At 69.6% G+C, this 15,582-nt stretch carries 20 protein-coding genes; 15 read left to right on the top strand and 5 right to left on the bottom strand.

Annotated elements, in window-relative coordinates; translation table 11 throughout:
- Positions 1-2 precede the first annotated feature (2 nt).
- Positions 3-842, top strand: a complete 840-nt coding sequence (locus tag ABT313_RS25660) for a class II fructose-bisphosphate aldolase (RefSeq protein ID WP_350858802.1) — start codon at positions 3-5, stop codon at positions 840-842.
- Here the strand turns inward: ABT313_RS25660 and ABT313_RS25655 are convergent.
- Entirely contained in the window at positions 839-1,093 is a 255-nt protein-coding gene (locus ABT313_RS25655; RefSeq protein ID WP_350858799.1) for a hypothetical protein, read from the bottom strand. The two genes, ABT313_RS25660 and ABT313_RS25655, sit on opposite strands and share 4 nt — an antisense overlap.
- A gap of 76 nt (positions 1,094-1,169) precedes the next feature.
- On the opposite strand from ABT313_RS25655, the gene ABT313_RS25650 reads away from it, so the two are divergent.
- From ABT313_RS25650 to ABT313_RS25640, 3 genes are all read left to right on the top strand, one after another.
- On the top strand, positions 1,170-1,715 hold the full coding sequence (locus ABT313_RS25650) for a TetR/AcrR family transcriptional regulator (protein WP_350858796.1): 546 nt from the start codon (positions 1,170-1,172) through the stop codon (positions 1,713-1,715).
- Positions 1,716-1,785: 70 nt separating this feature from the next.
- Complete coding sequence (locus ABT313_RS25645) at positions 1,786-2,307, top strand: HIT family protein (RefSeq protein WP_350858793.1); 522 nt, start codon at positions 1,786-1,788, stop codon at positions 2,305-2,307.
- Between the two features lies 1 nt (position 2,308).
- Positions 2,309-3,598, top strand: a complete 1,290-nt coding sequence (locus ABT313_RS25640) for an APC family permease (RefSeq protein ID WP_350858790.1) — start codon at positions 2,309-2,311, stop codon at positions 3,596-3,598.
- Here ABT313_RS25640 and ABT313_RS25635 read toward each other — a convergent pair.
- From ABT313_RS25635 to ABT313_RS25620, 4 genes are all read right to left on the bottom strand, one after another.
- The gene (locus ABT313_RS25635) at positions 3,564-4,619 is read right to left on the bottom strand and encodes an ABC-2 membrane transporter-related protein (RefSeq protein WP_350858787.1); all 1,056 of its coding nucleotides are present in this window, start codon (positions 4,617-4,619) and stop codon (positions 3,564-3,566) included. The two genes, ABT313_RS25640 and ABT313_RS25635, sit on opposite strands and share 35 nt — an antisense overlap.
- The gene (locus ABT313_RS25630; protein WP_350858784.1) at positions 4,616-5,494 is read right to left on the bottom strand and encodes an ABC transporter ATP-binding protein; all 879 of its coding nucleotides are present in this window, start codon (positions 5,492-5,494) and stop codon (positions 4,616-4,618) included. The genes ABT313_RS25635 and ABT313_RS25630 overlap by 4 nt, the downstream gene beginning before the upstream one ends.
- Positions 5,491-5,883 (bottom strand): GntR family transcriptional regulator, encoded by a 393-nt coding sequence (locus tag ABT313_RS25625; RefSeq protein WP_350858782.1) that lies wholly within the window; start codon positions 5,881-5,883, stop codon positions 5,491-5,493. The genes ABT313_RS25630 and ABT313_RS25625 overlap by 4 nt, the downstream gene beginning before the upstream one ends.
- Positions 5,884-5,956: 73 nt before the next feature.
- On the bottom strand, positions 5,957-7,264 hold the full coding sequence (locus tag ABT313_RS25620) for a cryptochrome/photolyase family protein (protein ID WP_350858779.1): 1,308 nt from the start codon (positions 7,262-7,264) through the stop codon (positions 5,957-5,959).
- A gap of 52 nt (positions 7,265-7,316) precedes the next feature.
- On the opposite strand from ABT313_RS25620, the gene ABT313_RS25615 reads away from it, so the two are divergent.
- The 11 genes from ABT313_RS25615 (at position 7,317) to ABT313_RS25565 (ending at position 15,239) form a co-directional block, all read left to right on the top strand.
- On the top strand, positions 7,317-8,030 hold the full coding sequence (locus tag ABT313_RS25615) for an iron-dependent transcriptional repressor DtxR (protein WP_502884025.1): 714 nt from the start codon (positions 7,317-7,319) through the stop codon (positions 8,028-8,030).
- A gap of 70 nt (positions 8,031-8,100) precedes the next feature.
- Positions 8,101-8,559 carry a class I SAM-dependent methyltransferase gene (locus ABT313_RS25610; RefSeq protein ID WP_350858774.1) on the top strand — a complete coding sequence of 153 codons (459 nt, stop codon included), beginning with the start codon at positions 8,101-8,103 and terminating at the stop codon, positions 8,557-8,559.
- Positions 8,560-8,657: 98 nt separating this feature from the next.
- A complete protein-coding gene (locus tag ABT313_RS25605; protein ID WP_350858771.1) occupies positions 8,658-8,879 on the top strand; it encodes a hypothetical protein in 222 nt (73 codons plus the stop codon).
- Between the two features lie 42 nt (positions 8,880-8,921).
- Positions 8,922-10,274, top strand: a complete 1,353-nt coding sequence (gene pabB / locus ABT313_RS25600; RefSeq protein ID WP_350858768.1) for an aminodeoxychorismate synthase component I — start codon at positions 8,922-8,924, stop codon at positions 10,272-10,274.
- 12 nt (positions 10,275-10,286) lie between these two features.
- Positions 10,287-10,985 carry an aminotransferase class IV gene (locus ABT313_RS25595; RefSeq protein ID WP_350858765.1) on the top strand — a complete coding sequence of 233 codons (699 nt, stop codon included), beginning with the start codon at positions 10,287-10,289 and terminating at the stop codon, positions 10,983-10,985.
- 172 nt (positions 10,986-11,157) lie between these two features.
- Positions 11,158-12,063, top strand: a complete 906-nt coding sequence (locus ABT313_RS25590; protein ID WP_350858762.1) for an SPFH domain-containing protein — start codon at positions 11,158-11,160, stop codon at positions 12,061-12,063.
- Positions 12,064-12,076: 13 nt separating this feature from the next.
- Entirely contained in the window at positions 12,077-12,286 is a 210-nt protein-coding gene (locus ABT313_RS25585; protein WP_350858759.1) for a type II toxin-antitoxin system antitoxin, read from the top strand.
- Positions 12,279-13,169 carry a GOLPH3/VPS74 family protein gene (locus ABT313_RS25580; RefSeq protein ID WP_350858756.1) on the top strand — a complete coding sequence of 297 codons (891 nt, stop codon included), beginning with the start codon at positions 12,279-12,281 and terminating at the stop codon, positions 13,167-13,169. Before ABT313_RS25585 ends, ABT313_RS25580 begins: the two co-directional genes overlap by 8 nt.
- Positions 13,170-13,228: 59 nt before the next feature.
- Complete coding sequence (locus ABT313_RS25575; RefSeq protein ID WP_350858753.1) at positions 13,229-13,588, top strand: GntR family transcriptional regulator; 360 nt, start codon at positions 13,229-13,231, stop codon at positions 13,586-13,588.
- Positions 13,588-14,481, top strand: a complete 894-nt coding sequence (locus ABT313_RS25570) for an ATP-binding cassette domain-containing protein (RefSeq protein WP_350858750.1) — start codon at positions 13,588-13,590, stop codon at positions 14,479-14,481. The genes ABT313_RS25575 and ABT313_RS25570 overlap by 1 nt, the downstream gene beginning before the upstream one ends.
- Complete coding sequence (locus ABT313_RS25565; RefSeq protein WP_350858747.1) at positions 14,478-15,239, top strand: hypothetical protein; 762 nt, start codon at positions 14,478-14,480, stop codon at positions 15,237-15,239. Before ABT313_RS25570 ends, ABT313_RS25565 begins: the two co-directional genes overlap by 4 nt.
- Positions 15,240-15,582 lie beyond the last annotated feature (343 nt).

Genomic DNA, 15,582 nt, shown 5'->3' with positions numbered 1-15,582 from the left:
TCATGCCGTTGGTCTCCGGGGCCGAGGTTGTGCTGGCTGCTGCCAAGGCCGGCCGTGGTGTCGGCGCGTTCAACGTGATCCAGCTGGAGCACGCGACCGCGCTGATCGCGGGCGCCGAGCAGGTCGGTGCACCGGTGATCCTGCAGATCAGTGAGAACGCGGTGAAGTACCACGGCGCGCTCAAGCCGATCGGGGTCGCCACGCTGGCGGCCGCGACGGCCGCGACCGTGCCGGTCGTCGTACATCTGGATCACGCGATGGACCGGGACCTGGTCACCGAGGCGGTCGCGCTCGGGTTCACGTCGGTGATGTACGACGCCTCCAAGCTCGAGTACGCCGACAACGTGGCGGCGACGACCGAGGTGGTTGCCTACTGCCACGACCACGGGGTCTTCGTCGAGGCGGAGATCGGCGAGGTCGGCGGGAAGGACGGCGTCCACGCACCCGGCGCCCGGACCCGCCCCGACGAGGCGCTCGCCTTCGCCGAGGCGACCGGCGTCGACGCGCTGGCGGTCGCGGTCGGCTCGAGTCACGCCATGACCGAGCGCACCGCAACGCTCGACTTCGACCTCATCACACAGCTCCGCGATGCTGTCCCGGTGCCGTTGGTCCTGCACGGCTCGTCGGGCGTCGCCGACCCGGACCTCACCCGCGCGGTCGAGGCCGGCATGACCAAGGTCAACATCGCCACCCACCTGAACAACGTCTTCACCGGCGTCGTCCGCGAGGTGCTCGGCGAGAACCCGACGCTGGTCGACACGAGGAAGTACCTCGGCCCGGCCCGCGACGCCGTGGCAGCGGAAGTCGCGCGACTGCTGGGTGTGCTGAAGGCGACCGTCTAGATCCCGGCGGCGCCCCGGATCCAGTGCGCACGCAGGTCGTCGCGGGCGGCCTGGACCTGCCCGCGGGTCACCGGATCGGGCACCTCGAAATCGTCGATCAGCCGGGTGAGCGCCATCTCCACCGCCGCGACCAGCGCATCCTCCTCGGACAGGTCGGCCTCGGCCACCCCGCGCAACCCGGCGGCGAGCGCGGCCAGTCCAGCTCGCTCCTGATCGGTGAAGTGCACCTGGATCTCGGTCCTGCGGTCCACGCCCGTTCCTCCTCGCCGGTTGGTACAGTCATGGTGCATTGCAACGGCCATGTTGCACAAGAGTGAGGTGGCGCCGGTGGACGAGATGCTGCGTACGGCGACCATCGCCGTACTGGGCGAGCACGGCTGGTCCGGCGTGACGCTGGAGCGGGTCGCGGAGAAGGTCGGCCGGTCGCGGGTCACACTCTGGCGGCAGGGCCTCACCGTCGAGTCGCTGCTGAGCTCGCTGCTGGACGCGCTAGCCGCCGACTACCGGGACACGATGTGGCCGGTGCTGGCCGGGTCCGGGACCGGGCGGGAGGGGCTGGTCCGGACGCTGGAAGCGCTGTTCGACGTGATCGACCGGCATCTGCCGCTGATGTTGTCGTCGGACCTGGTCTTCCACCAGGAGCAGGCACGCAACGGGCCGGTCTCGTTCCTCGACCCGTTCGAGCGGTTCCTGCGTGATGGCGAGGCGGACGGCTCGCTGCACCCGCACGGCCGGATCAGCGACGTGGCCGAGGTGCTGATGGTCTCGGCCGCCTTCACCTACGTCCACATGCGTGGCCGCCACCACTGGTCCCGGTCGAGGGCCCGGCGCCTGACCCTCGACCTGGTTCTCCGCGGCGTGCTGGAGGCGTGAAACATACCTGTTGCATTTCGTGCAACAACCATGTTTCACTGACGGCATCATTCTCGTTGAGGAGACCGCCATGACACTTCCGTACGCCGAACCGCTGACCAGACTGGACCCGCCGGCGCGGGTGATCCCGGAGCCGCCGCGGGTCGGTGAGCCGGGTGGTGATCCGTGTGGCCTGTGCGACTGGCTGGCCGGCAACCGGCCCGAGCACGAGCCGCCGCTGTGGAGCGACGACAACTGGGCGCTGTGCCGGGCCACCGGGGTGACGATTCCCGGCGTGGTCTGGCTGGCCGCCCGCGGCCACTACGACAGCTTCGCCGACCTCCCCGACGGGCACGCGACGAGCTACGGGCCGGTCGTCGCCCGGGTCGAGCGGGCGATTCTCGCGCTCGGCGACATCGCGCGGGTGCACGTCTATCGTTGGGGCGACGGTTCGGCCCACTTCCACGTGTGGTTCTACCCGCGGCCGTTGGGCATGCTCGAGGCCAAACGGGAGATGCTGCCGCTGTGGGCGGACCTGCTGCCCGAAGCGCCCAAGGAGGTCGTCGCAGATGCCGAGGCCAAGATTGCCGCGGCGATGGCGGCGGGCAGCTGACATGACCGCGGCGCGATCGCCGGAGCCGGCCGGCCGGACCGAGCCCGGCGGCCGGACCGAGCCGGGTCTGGCCCGTCGGCTCGGTGTTGGCGATGCTGTGGTGATCGGGCTGGGGTCGATGGTCGGTGCCGGGGTGTTCGCCGTCTGGTCGCCGGCCGCGCGCGCGGCCGGCTCGTGGTTGCTGCTCGGCCTGGTGATCGCCGCTGTTGTTGCCTACTGCAACGCGGCCTCGTCCGCGCAGCTCGCGGCGGTCTACCCGGTGTCGGGCGGCACATACGTCTACGGTCGGGAGCGGCTGGGGGAGTGGTGGGGCTTCGCCGCCGGCTGGTGCTTCGTCATCGGGAAGACGGCGTCGTGTGCCGCGATGGCGCTGACGTTCGCGACGTACGTGACGGAAGTCGGCTGGCTGCGGCGGTTGATCGCACTGGCCGCGGTCATCGCGCTGGCCGCCGTCAACTTCCGCGGAGTCACCAGGACGGCGCGCCTCACCCGGATCCTCGTCACCTGCACGCTCGTCGTGCTCGCCGTCGTGCTCGTGGTCCTGTTCGCCGGTGAACCTCAGCCTCACCCAACGACCAGCACCTCGGTGTACGGCGTGCTGCAGTCGGCGGGCCTGCTGTTCTTCGCGTTCGCCGGCTACGCACGGATCGCGACCATGGGCGAGGAGGTCCGCGAGCCGGCTCGGACGATCCCGCGAGCGATCACCATCGCGCTGTCCGTTGCTATCGGCATCTATCTGCTCGTCGCGTTCGCGCTGCTGCGGACGGGCGACCCCGCGTCGACCACGGCGCCCCTCGCGTCCGCGGTCGACGGGGTCGGTGCGGCCTGGGCGACGCCGATCGTCCGGATCGGCGCCGCCCTCGCCAGCCTCGGCGCCCTGCTGGCCCTGATCGCCGGCATCGGCCGCACCACGCTCGCCATGGCCCGCAACCGGGACCTCCCGACCTGGCTGGCCGCCGTACATCCCCGCTACCAGGTGCCGCACCACGCCGAGCTCGCGCTCGCCGCGGTCGTCGGCGTCCTGGTGCTCACCACCGATCTGCGCGGGGTGATCGGCTTCTCGTCGTTCGGCGTCCTGCTGTACTACGCGATCGCGAACGCCTCCGCGTTCACCCAGCCGGCCGACCAGCGTCGCTGGCCGCGTGCCGTCAACGTGATCGGCCTGACTGGTTGCGTCGTACTGGCAGTCACGCTTCCGTGGACGTCCGCGGTCGTGGCTGCCGCGCTCCTCGCGGCAGCCCTTCTCGTCCGGCGGGTCAGGACAAGTCGCGCCGGATCCGCCAGAAGCTGAACCCGCCCAGCGCGACGGCGATCAGCAGGAACAAGCCGAACTCCCGCCACTGCAGGTCCCAGAACTTGTCCGCGGTGTAGTACCGGACATGTTGCCGGTAGCCCTCATCGGCGAGCCGCTGGAAGCAGGCGGTCCGATCGGCGTCGCTGGTCCCGGTCGCCTCCTGGGGGAGTCCGGGCGGCGGCGCCGGCGCGCACTTCATGACCCACTCGGGCAGCGTGCTCAAGACCTTGCCCGACTTGTCCACGGTGTCGTCGGACAGCTTCCAGGCACCGACCGCTCCGGTCGCGACCTCCAACTCCTTGACCGTCGTATTCGGCCCGTCTCCGGTGAGTCCGAAGCCCCGGATGTTCTCCGCGCTCGCGACGACGTTCTTGTCCGTCGGTGCCAGCAGATGCGGCCGGATCAGTGTCGGCGTGACGATCTGGATCAGGATCACGGCTGCCAGCGTGACCGCGAGCGAGACGACGGTACGGCGGATCACGAGGCCGAGCGCGACACCCAGCGCGAACGCGAACGCGGCGTACCCGACGGGGACCAGGCCGCGGGCGGCGAAGACCGGCGGGAACATCCGGGGCAGGTAGGTGTTCGAGTCCTGCCCGGCGTTGATCGCCTTGTCGATCGGTACGGCCCACCAGGTCACCGCGAGGCTCAGCAGCCCGGTGATCGCGATCGCGGCGCCACCGGTCACCCCGAGCTTGACCGCGAGCCAGCGGCGGCGGCCGATGCTCTGACTCCACACCAGCCGGTGGGTGCCGGTCTCCAACTCGCGCGCGACCAGCGGTGCGCCCCAGAACGCCCCGATCACCGGCGGCGTGACGTACAGGAGGGCCTGGCCGGCGATGTACAGGAAGGGATTGAAGCGTTCGAAGCCGAGGTTCTGGATGAACGCGGTGGTGAGCCGCCGGTAGTCGTCGGCGAGGCCCGGACCGGTGATGGCCAGGGTGATGCCGGCCGCGACGATGACGGTCGCGACGACCAGGAACTGCACGCGGAACTGTCGCCAGGTCAGCCAGATCATCGCTGGACCTCCAGAACTGGACGCTCCGGCTGGACGTCGCGGCCCATGTAGGCCAGCACCAGGTCCTCGAGCGTGAGTTGGGAGACCGTCCAGGCCGGATCGTGGATCGGCCGCTCGGTCCGGATCAGGTACGTCGACTGCCGGTCGGTGTGGCTCGCGGTGACGACGAACTGATCCCGCGGCATGTCCTTCGGATCGCGGCGCGGACCGGTCAGCCGGTAGTGCGTCGCCAGCAGCGTGTCGATCTCGCCGCTGACCTGCACCCGCGAGTCGACCAGCACGATCACGTAGTCGCAGGCACGCTCGACATCGGAGACCAGGTGCGAGGACAGTACGACGCTGAGCTCCTGCTCTGCGACCGCTTCCATCAGGTCCTGCAGGAACTCGCGGCGGGCCAGCGGATCGAGCGCGGCGACGGGTTCGTCGAGGACCAGCAGCTCGGGTCGCTTCGCCAGCCCGAGCGTGAGCGCGAGCTGCGCCCGCTGACCGCCGGACAGCTTGCCCGCCCGCTGCTTCGGATCGAGCTTGAGATGCTGGACCCGCCGCTGTGCAAGCGATTCGTCCCACGCCGGGTTCAGCCGGCGCCCGAGCCGCAGGTGGTCCGCGATACTCAACCGCGCGTACGTCGGCGTGTCCTGCGCGACGTACCCGACCTTCGCCTGCTGCGCCCCCGCCGGTGCCCCGAGCACCTCGACGCTCCCCGCAGTCGGCGTCAGCATCCCCACCGCCAGATTCAGCAACGTGCTCTTACCGGCCCCGTTGGGCCCGACCAGCCCAACCACATGCCCAGCCGGAACCTCCAACTCACAATCGGTCAACGCCCAGCGCCGCCCGTACTTCTTCCCCAAACCATGGGCCTGCAGAACTGTGGTCACGCTATCTCCTCCCGAGCGGCGGACCGAAAGGTTGTCAGGAACAGGGCCTCGATGCTTTCGTCGTCGAGGCCGGCTTTGCGGGCCTTGGTCAGCCAGCGGCGGAGGTCCTGGCGGAGCGGGCCGTGGGCGGCCAGCGTGTTGTCGGTGAGGGTGCGGGTGACGAACGTGCCGCGGCCGGGCCGGGCCTGGACCAGGCCCTCGTGTTCGAGCTCGCGGTACGCCTTCAGCACGGTGTTCGGGTTGATCGCCAGCGCCGCGACCACGTCCTTCACGGTCGGCAGCTGGTCACCCTCCCGCAGCAGTCCGAGCCGCAATGCGTTCCGGACCTGCTGAACGATCTGCTGGTACGGCGAGACCCCCGACCGCCCGTCCAGATGGAACTCGATCATCCATAACCCCATTCATCTAGGTAACTAGCACTATAGGGGTATGGCGCAGCCGCCCGTCAAGAGCGGGCGGCGGTCAGCGGATCGCGGCGTACCGGCGGAGGGCCTCGGCGCGGGCCTCGCCGTGGTCGACGATCTGGTCCGGGTAGGCGTCGGCGCCGTACCGCCACGGCTCGTGCGCGGTCTTGCCGTCGAGGTGCCGCAACTCCGGGATCCAGCGCCGCACGTACTCACCGTCAGGGTCGAACTTCTGCCCCTGGCTGACCGGGTTGAAGATCCGGAAGTACGGCGCTGCGTCGGCCCCGCAGCCGGCCACCCATTGCCAGTTCAGCGAGTTCGACGCGAGATCGCCGTCGCGCAGCGACCGCATGAACCAGCGGGCGCCGAACCGCCAATGCACATGGAGGTCCTTGACCAGGAACGACGCGACGACCATCCGCACCCGGTTGTGCATGAAGCCGGTCTCGGCCAGCTGCCGCATCCCGGCGTCCACGATCGGGTACCCGGTCCGGCCTGCGCACCACGCGTCGAACAGGTCGCCCGGTTCGTCGTACTGCATCTTGTCGAACTCCGCGCGCAGCGGCTTCCAGGCGGCGTGCGGGTGACGGGCGAGCAGATCCGCGCAGAACTCGCGCCAGGCCAGCTCGCGCCGGTACGCCTCTGCGCCGGCGCTCCGTTTGCGGGCGAGATCGGCGAGCATCGTCCGCGGGTGGATCTCGCCGTACTTCAACGGGATCGACATCCGTGAAGTGCTGTCCAGGTCGGGCCGGTCCCGCTCGTCGTCGTACGCCGCAACGTCGTCGAGATACGCCGTCCAGTGGTCGAGCGCCGCCTGTTCGCCCGCGCCCTCGCCGGGCGGCAGTTCCTCGCCGGAAGCCTTGACCCAGGTCACGTCCGCCGGCGCCTCCACCGGCTGTCGCCAGCCGTGCGCGAGCCATGCCTTGAAGTACGGCGTGAACACCTGGTACGACCGCCCCTGCTGATTCAGCACCCGCCCCGGCGCCACGGCGTACGGCGACCCCGTCCGCACCAGCGGACACTTCAATGAGGCTTCAACTTCTTGATCGCGCTGTTGTCCGTACGGCGCGTAGTCCGCGCTGATGTGCACGCTCGCGGCCCCGACCTCGCCCGCGATCGCCGGTACGACGGTTGCCGGATCGCCCCGCCGTACGACGAGCCGTCCGCCCATCGACTCCGACAGGCTGCGCAGCGACGCCGCGAGGTGGTCCCGCCGTGGGTCGCCGGAACGCTCCCAGAGCAACGGATCCACCACGAACACGCCGAGGACCCGGCCGTCACCCGCCGCCACCGCGTCGAGCAGGGCCGGATTGTCTGCCAACCGAAGGTCCCGACGGAACCACATCACCGCTGTCATCGTGCTCATCATCCGCCAGTACCCAGCAGCGATTCGGTAAGGGTTGCCTCAATAGGTGAGAATGGTTGTCGTGAGCGAGCTGATCGATACCACCGAGATGTACCTGCGGACTGTCTACGAACTGGAAGAAGAGGGCATCCTCCCGCTCCGGGCACGCATTGCCGAGCGCCTGCACCAGTCCGGTCCGACGGTCAGTCAGACGGTTGCGCGGATGGAGCGCGACGGTCTGATCAAGGTGGAGGGCGACCGCCATCTGGAGCTCACCGACGTCGGCCGCAAGCAGGCGGTCCGGGTGATGCGCAAGCACCGCCTCGCGGAGCGGCTGCTGGTCGATGTGATCGGGCTCGAGTGGGAGGACGTCCACGCCGAGGCCTGCCGCTGGGAGCACGTGATGAGCGACGCGGTCGAGCTGCGGCTGCTGAAGATCCTCGACAACCCGACCGAGTCGCCGTACGGCAACCCGATCCCCGGTCTGGAGGAGCTGCAGACCAGCGGTATCGCCAGCGACATCGAGGACTTCCGGATCGGCGTCGAGCCGCTCGACCAGGTCCTCGACGCGTCCACCGGCGAGAGCGTGCGGGTGCTGGTCCGCCGGATCGCCGAGCCGGTGCAGACCGACGACGGCGCGATGGCAGTACTGCGAAAGGCCGGCGCACTGCCCGGTCGTGAGGTCGACTCGACGATGGACGCCGACGGCGTACTGGTCGGCAGCCGCGAGGCCGGCGGCGTCATCAGCGACGAGACGGCCGGCCACATCTTCGTCAGCAGGGTGTAAGTCAACTCTGCGTTAACGCTGAGCACCCGGCGGAGCACGCCGGGTCGCCAGCCGGTAGCGTCGGTCCGCGATGTCTGAGAACCCCATTGATTGGCCGCAGTACCTGCGGGAGTTTCACACCGCCACGCCCGGCAGCACGGAAGCGCTGCTGTCACGGGCTGTGGCCGGCGACCACACGCCGTACCGGTGGCTGGTCCGGGCCGTGTCCGGCGAGGCCCGGCGGGTGCTCGACCTGGCGTGCGGCAACGGGCCGGTCGCGCGCGAGCTGTACGGGCGCTGGGTGGTCGGTGTCGACAACAACCCCGCCCAGCTCGCCGGAGCGCCCGGTCCGAAGGTCCAGGCCGACGCGCTGCACCTGCCGTTCGCGAACGAGATCTTCGACGTCGTCACCTGCTCGATGGGGCTGATGGTGCTCCAGCCGCTTCCCGACGTACTCGCGGAGGCGGCCCGGGTACTGCGGCGGGGCGGCGTGCTCGCGGCGATCGTGCCGCCGTCCGGCCGCTGCGGCGCGGCGACATCCGCACGCTGAGCGGTCTCACCACTCGGCTGCGGTCGACGCCGCAGTTCCCGGCCGGCGGCGAGATCACCGAGCTGAAGGACCAGCTCAAGCACGCCGGGTTCGACGTGATGGAGAGCCAGCGCGAGCGGTACGTGTACATGATCCGCAGCCGCGACGACGCGATGCGGCTGGTCAACGCGCTCTACCTCCCGGGTACGCCGGACGTCCGCCGCGACACCGCCGCCGGGTGGCTCGCGGACCGGGCCGAATCGAAGGACGGCCTCGAGGTCGCGATCCCGATCCGCCGCATCACCGCGATGCGCACGAAGGTCGCGCTGACCATCTCCTGATCCTCGGGTACGCTTCCGGCCCGCGGTCGGTACCGTGTGCTGGTGAGTGCGTTGCGCTGGTCGGTCCGGACGCTCGGTCGGGCGCTGGACGGTGAGACGGTCTACCGCGAACTGCTGGCCGCCGAACCGGTCGCGTTCTGGCTAGACGGCAGCCTGACCGACCGGTCGCCACGGCGTGTCTCCGTCCTCGGAACCAGCGCCGGGGCCGAGGTCATCACTCGCGATGTTGCCGACGGCGACGTCTTCACCGAGCTTCAGGACCTGCTGGCCGCGCGGGCCGCCGAGCCTCCGGCTGAGCTGGCCGGGCTCTTCTGCGGCGGGTACGTCGGGTACTTCGGGTACGAGCTGAAGGCGCTCACCGGCGGCCGGGCCGCGCACGAGTCGCCGACGCCGGACGCACTCTGGATCTGGGCGAACCGGTTCATCGTCATCGACCACGATCACGACCGGACCTACCTCGTCGCGGTCGACGAGAACGGGGCCGGCGAGGACTGGCTCGACCGGGCCGAGACGGCCGCCAGCGACTGGTGGATGGGCAGCCTCGACACCCCGGCGATCGCCACGCTCGACCTCGAGGCGCACCTCGAGCAGGACCGGGCGACATACCTGGCCGGTATCGCGCGCTGTTTGGAGGAGCTGGAGGCCGGCCAGACGTACGAGGTGAATCTGACCAACCGCGTCCGGCTGCCGGCCGTGCAGGACCCGTTCGAGTTCTTCCGCTGGCAGCGGTCCGCGAACCCGGCGCCGTACGCCGCCTTCCTCCGGTACGGCGATCTCGCGGTGGCGAGCTCCTCACCGGAACGGTTCCTGACCGTGGACGCGGACGGCTGGGCCGAGTGCCGGCCGATCAAGGGGACCGCGCCGCGCGACCTCGACCCGGCGCAGGACCAGCTCGCCGCGAAGGCGCTCGCCGAGGACGACAAGACCCGGGCCGAGAACCTGATGATCGTCGACCTGATCCGCAACGACCTCGGCCGGGTGAGCGTGCCGGGGACGGTGACCGTGCCGCAGCTGATGCAGGTCGAGAGCTACCGGACCATGCACCAGCTGGTGACGACGGTCCGCGGCCGGTTGCGCGACGGGCTGACCGCGGTCGACGCGGTCCGGGCGTGCTTCCCGCCGGGGTCGATGACGGGTGCGCCGAAGATCCGCACGATGGAGATCATCGACGAGCTCGAGTGGAGCGCCCGCGGGGTGTACTCCGGCGCGCTCGGCTACCTGTCGCTGGACGGGCGGGCGGATCTGAGCGTGGTGATCCGGACGGCGGTGCTGACTCCGGACGAGACTGTGATCGGGGCAGGGGGTGCGATCGTGCTGGATTCCGACGCGGTCGCGGAGTACGACGAAATGGTGCTGAAAGCAACGGCAGCCGTGGGCCGGGCGGCCCGCGAGTGAAGGGTGGGGGAGATGAGTGGTCTGCTGGTGGCGGATTCGTTCCTGGTTGCCAATGGCAAGGTCCGGGGACTGGAGCTGCACCGGGAACGGTTCGTCCGGTCGTGCGCCGCGGCGGGGGTCGCCGCGGAACGGTTCTGGGACGAGCAGGCCGGGCGGTTGCCCGGGTTCGGACGGTGGTTCCCGCGGTTCGAGCTGCAGGCGTCGGGTGAGCTCGCCGTTCAGCTGCGGCCGGCGCCGCCGATCGGCGGGCGCGTGCGCGTCGCCGTACACGAAGGTCCGGACCCGCGGACCGCGCCGCGGGTCAAGGGGCCGGACCTGGAACTGCTCGGCAAGCTGAGGGAGTCGGCGCCCGACCGCGCGGACGAGATCCTGCTGCTCGACACCGACGGGACCGTACTCGAGGCGGCGTACTCGGCGGTCGCCTGGTGGGACGACGACACCCTCTGCTTCCCCCAGTCAGACCGCCCGCTGCTCGCCTCGGTAACCGCACAGCTCCTGCGCCGGATCGCGGCGAACCAGGGCGTCGAGGTCTCCGAGCGCGCCGCCACCCCGCAGGACCTACAGAACACCACCGAGGCCTGGCTCCTGAACGCCCTCCACGGCATCCGCCCCATCCACGCCTGGTCCGCCTCCGCCATCGACCCCCTCCCCAACTCCCACGCCGCCCTCTGGCAATCCCACCTCGAATCCCTATCAACCCGCCTCCCCTGACCCACCCCGCAGCACCCACCCCACGCCGCCCCCGAACACCCGCCCGGGCGCAGCACCCGACCCGCGCAGCGCCCGAGCACCCACGCCCCATCCGCGCCAAGCCGGGGAGTACCGGCTTGTAAATGTGATATCACTTTGCTACCTTGGCGATATTCGAGCGAGGGAGCGTGTGATGGTGGATGTCGCGGTGGAGATGCCGGCGCCGAAGGTGACCGAGCGGGCCGGCCGGGATCTGAACGGCTGGCCGATGGCGCTGCTGGCCTTCGTGCTGCTGGTGGCCGGGGTGTCCGGGATCATCATTGGCGCCACCCACGACCGGGGTCCGCAGGTGCTGGGTGGGATCGCGGTGTTCGTGGTCGGACTGATCGTCGCCGCCGGGCTGACCGCGGTGTCGCCGGGCCGGGCCCGGGTGCTGCAGGTCCTCGGGCGGTACTCCGGGACCGTGCGGACCAACGGTCTCCGCTGGGTGAACCCGATCTCCTCGCGGCGTGAGGTCTCGACCCGGATCCGCAACCACGAGACGGCCGTTGCCAAGGTCAACGATGCCGACGGCAACCCGATCGAGATCGCCGCGGTGGTGGTCTGGCAGGTCGAGGACAGCGCGCAGGCGATGTTCGAGGTGGACGACTTCGTCGAGTTCGTTGCGATCCAGACCGAGACCGCGGTCCGGCACATCGCGAACAGCTACCCGTACGACGTGCACACCGACGACGGCGCCTTGTCGCTGCGGGACAGCACGGACGAGATCACCGAGAAGCTGTCGGCCGAGATCGGCGCGCGGGTGCACGCGGCCGGCGTCCGGGTGATCGAGTCGCGGATCACGCACCTGGCGTATGCGCCGGAGATCGCGCAGGCGATGTTGCGGCGCCAGCAGGCCGGCGCGGTCGTCGCGGCCCGGCAGCGGATCGTCGAAGGTGCGGTCGGCATGGTCGAGTTGGCGCTGGACCGGCTGTCCGAGCACGAGGTCGTCGAGCTGGACGAGGAGCGGAAGGCGACGATGGTCAGCAACCTGATGGTGGTGCTGTGCGGCGACCGTGACGCCCAGCCGGTGGTCAACGCCGGCTCGCTCTACCAGTGAGTGGTCGTCTGCCGTGGCTGTCGAACGCAAGAAGATCCTGCTCCGGCTGGATCCCGTGGTGCACGACGCGCTGGCCCGCTGGGCGGCCGACGACCTGCGCAGCACCAACGCACAGATCGAGTTCCTGCTCCGCCGGGCCCTGGCCGACGCCGGCCGCCTCCCCGGCGGCGTAGGCAAACTCCGCCGCCCCGGCCGCCCTCCCAAGGAGGAAGACGATGAGTAGAAAGTACGCAGCAATCGCCGGGGGCGATCAACTGGGCGCGCGGGGGATGGCGGGTGTCACCCGGTGGACCGCATTCGGCAGCCTGCGCAGCGCGGGAGATGCCCGAAGCGCACGAGGGGCGGGAAGCGCCGGGAGGGCGGGGAGCGCGCCCCGAGTACCGCGGGGGCCTGCGGGGCCGGCTGGCGCCGGCGCCAGGTCCCAGGCGGGTGCTGGTGTGCGGGTGGGGCGGGAGGTTGTTGCTTTGGGCAATCTGCGGGTGCCGGAGAGTTTGGTTGGGAGGGTTTTCTTGTTGGCTTGTGATTCGGAGCGGGGGCGGTTGGTGGCGCGGGCGAAGGTTGGGAAGGTGTTGCGTGCGGCGGCTCTCGTTGACCTCGTGCTGGCCGGGAATCTTGTCGACGACAACGGGAAAGCCCGGGTGACTGCTGCGCCGGCCCCGGGGGATCCGGTGTTGGCGGCAGTGCTCGAGGACATGCGGGCGGCGGGGCCGCGGCGGTGGAAGCATTGGGTTGAGCGCCGGCCGGGGGCGACGGTACGCCGGGTGCGCGACGAGCTCGACCGGGCGCGGCTGATCAAGGTCGAGCCGCATCGCATCCTCGGGATCGTCCCGGCGGACCGCATCACCGTCCGCCACCCGCTGATGCGCCGGCAGCTCCTGCAGGCCGCGCACGACACGCTCCGCGCCTCGCGGCTCGTCTCCCGGGTCGACCTGCGCGACGCGTCGATCGTCGTACTCGCGGCCACCGCCGACCTGCGCACGATCGTCACCAAGGACCAGCGCATCCGCCACAAGGACCGCCTCGCGCAGCTCGCGGTCCGTATCGGCCCCGTCGTACCGGCGCTGAAGAAGTCGATCCAGCAGGCGCAGTACTCCGCTGCCGGGTGACCCGACTAGGTGCTACGGTTCGTTACTCAAGTAACTAACCAGCGAAGGGGGGTGGGGTTGTGTTCGACGACCGGAGTCCGATCTACCTGCAGATCGCGGAGCAGATCAAGAACGACATCGTGACCGGCGCGCTGGCCGAGGACGAGCAGGTGATGTCGACCAACCAGTACGCCGCCTTCTACCGGATCAACCCGGCCACCGCGGCCAAGGGGTTCGCGCAGCTGGTCGACGAGGGCGTGCTGTACAAGAAGCGCGGGATCGGGATGTTCGTCTCCCCGAACGCCCGCGACCTGCTCCGCACCGGCCGCCGCGACTCGTTCTTCGCCGACGTCGTCGACCCGATGATCCGCGAGGCCAAGGCAATCGGCATCCCCTTGAAAGACATCCTCCAGCACATCAAAACGTACGGAGACGCTTGATGACCGCCCTGACTGTGAGGACCGAGAATCTCTCGGTGAGGTTCGCCGGGGTGCCGGCGTTGGATCGGCTGGATCTGCGGCTGGCGCCCGGGAAGATCCACGGGCTGCTCGGCCGCAACGGGTCCGGCAAGAGCACGCTGGCCGCGGTTCTGGCCGGGTTTCGGCAGCCGGACGAAGGGCGTGTCCTGATCGAGGGCGGCGACCTCGGTACGGCGCAGGAGCCGTACGAGAACGCCGTCGTCACCAGCCGCGTGAGCCTGATCCGCGAGTCCGGCGACCGTCCCGACGCAGTGCCGGTCAAACAAGCGATCGGTCTCGCCGCGGCGCTCCGCCCGTACTGGGACGCCGACCTCGCCGGCGAACTGCTGGACCGCTTCGAAGTACCGCTGAACAAGAAGATCCAGAAGCTCTCCCGCGGTAAGAAGTCGGCCCTCGGCGTCGTCCTCGGCCTCGCCAGCCGGGCGCCGCTGACGATCTTCGACGAGAGCTACCTCGGTATGGACGTCCCGTCGCGGAACCTGTTCTACGACGCGCTGCTCGCCGACTACACCGAAGTACCGCGAACGTTCATCCTGTCGACCCACCTGGTCAGCGAAGTCAGCGCGATGCTCGAGGAGGTCGTCATCCTCGACAACGGACGCCTCGTCACCCAGTCCCCGGTGGACTCGTTGCGCGGTCGTGGCGCCTCGATCGTCGGACCGGCCGCGGCCGTCGACAAGTTCACCGCCGGCTTCACCGTGCTCGCGGAGGAGCGGCTGGGCGGCACCAAGTCCACCACGGTCCTCGGCGACCTCGATCCGGCACTGCTCGCGGACGCGACCGCGGCCGGCCTGGAGATCGGTCCGGTCGGCCTGCAGGACCTCTTCGTCCACCTCACCGGGGCCCGCTCATGACCACCACTGTCGAAGCGACGCTCCCGCGGGAAGCCACCGACTGGCGCCGGCTCAAGACCGTGTTGTGGTCGATGGTGGTCGGCCTGCGGCAGATGCTCGTCGGCTACTGGATCGTCATGATCGTTGCGTTCCTGGTCATCGGGATCGTCATCCAGCTCGCGACCAGCGGCGTCACCAGCAGCATGTGGGACTACGGAACCCAATCGCCGAAGTACTTCTCGCTGGCGCTCGGTGTGACGCTCACCCCGGCGTACCTGGTGCTGCTGGTTGCGCACGGGGTCACCCGGCGGATGTACGCGGTTGCCTCAGGCATCTACCTGACCGGCGCCGCGGCGGCTACGTCGATCGTTTGGGTGATCGCCTATCAATTGGAACATGCGCTTTATGGATGGCAGGGCTGGCCCGACAAGCTGAACAACCCGCACCTGTTCACCAGTACGTCGCAGGTCGGCCTGGTGTTCGCCGAGTTCTTCCTGCTGATCCTGTCCCACGAAGTGACGGGCTGGTTGCTCGGCATCACGTTCGTCCGCCTCGGCTTCTGGCGCGGTCTGCTGATGCTGCCGCTGGCGTTGGTCCCGGCGGCGGCCGCCGAGTTCCTGCTGGTCGCCCAGTGGCTCGCCGACGTGCTCACCAACGCCGGATATCACCGCCCGCCACTCGCCGTCGCCGTACCCTCCGTCCTCGTGGTCAGCGCGGTCGGTGTGTACGCCGGGTATCGCATCCTGCAACCGATGGCACTCAAACCCGCTAAGGGCTAAGACACGTTATGCACAGGGGGTGTGTATAACCGGGACCATTTCTGTGGATGGTTGCGCGATCATTGTGGACGACCAAAACTGTTGCCAGGAAAGGCTTGTGCGACCCCGGTTCAAGAGCGTAGAAATGTCGACACGCCGCTTCGGACTGGAGCGGTGGGTCGATCGGAAACCGAGGGCCCTCGCGGTGGGGATCCCCACCGAGGTAGACCGGTGACGGGGTCTGCCGGCCTCCACGGACCCGTATCGGGAAGCTGGAGACGTCACCTTCCTTCAGCTGGTGCGGGCCCCTCCGACTCATACTCGGAGGGGCCCGCCTTCTTGAACTGACTAGTGCCGAAAAGCA

The organism is Kribbella sp. NPDC000426, assembly GCF_040300265.1.
Classification (GTDB): domain Bacteria; phylum Actinomycetota; class Actinomycetes; order Propionibacteriales; family Kribbellaceae; genus Kribbella.
Note: the sequence above shows the minus strand (reverse complement) of the source record. Positions and strands in the feature narration are given on the sequence as shown.

Excerpts from the sequence above, each read along its gene's own strand:
- ABT313_RS25580 (WP_350858756.1), top strand. The coding sequence starts at position 12,279 with ATGAGTAGAAAGTACGCAGCAATCGCCGGGGGCGATCAACTGGGCGCG.
- ABT313_RS25615 (WP_502884025.1), top strand. The coding sequence starts at position 7,317 with ATGGTTGTCGTGAGCGAGCTGATCGATACCACCGAGATGTACCTGCGG.
- ABT313_RS25620 (WP_350858779.1), bottom strand. The coding sequence starts at position 7,264 with ATGAGCACGATGACAGCGGTGATGTGGTTCCGTCGGGACCTTCGGTTG.
- ABT313_RS25595 (WP_350858765.1), top strand. The coding sequence starts at position 10,287 with ATGAGTGGTCTGCTGGTGGCGGATTCGTTCCTGGTTGCCAATGGCAAG.
- ABT313_RS25660 (WP_350858802.1), top strand. The coding sequence starts at position 3 with ATGCCGTTGGTCTCCGGGGCCGAGGTTGTGCTGGCTGCTGCCAAGGCC.
- ABT313_RS25635 (WP_350858787.1), bottom strand. The coding sequence starts at position 4,619 with ATGATCTGGCTGACCTGGCGACAGTTCCGCGTGCAGTTCCTGGTCGTC.
- ABT313_RS25645 (WP_350858793.1), top strand. The coding sequence starts at position 1,786 with ATGACACTTCCGTACGCCGAACCGCTGACCAGACTGGACCCGCCGGCG.
- ABT313_RS25610 (WP_350858774.1), top strand. The coding sequence starts at position 8,101 with ATGTCTGAGAACCCCATTGATTGGCCGCAGTACCTGCGGGAGTTTCAC.
- ABT313_RS25590 (WP_350858762.1), top strand. The coding sequence starts at position 11,158 with ATGGTGGATGTCGCGGTGGAGATGCCGGCGCCGAAGGTGACCGAGCGG.
- ABT313_RS25570 (WP_350858750.1), top strand. The coding sequence starts at position 13,588 with ATGACCGCCCTGACTGTGAGGACCGAGAATCTCTCGGTGAGGTTCGCC.
- ABT313_RS25605 (WP_350858771.1), top strand. The coding sequence starts at position 8,658 with ATGGAGAGCCAGCGCGAGCGGTACGTGTACATGATCCGCAGCCGCGAC.
- ABT313_RS25625 (WP_350858782.1), bottom strand. The coding sequence starts at position 5,883 with ATGATCGAGTTCCATCTGGACGGGCGGTCGGGGGTCTCGCCGTACCAG.
- ABT313_RS25640 (WP_350858790.1), top strand. The coding sequence starts at position 2,309 with ATGACCGCGGCGCGATCGCCGGAGCCGGCCGGCCGGACCGAGCCCGGC.
- ABT313_RS25565 (WP_350858747.1), top strand. The coding sequence starts at position 14,478 with ATGACCACCACTGTCGAAGCGACGCTCCCGCGGGAAGCCACCGACTGG.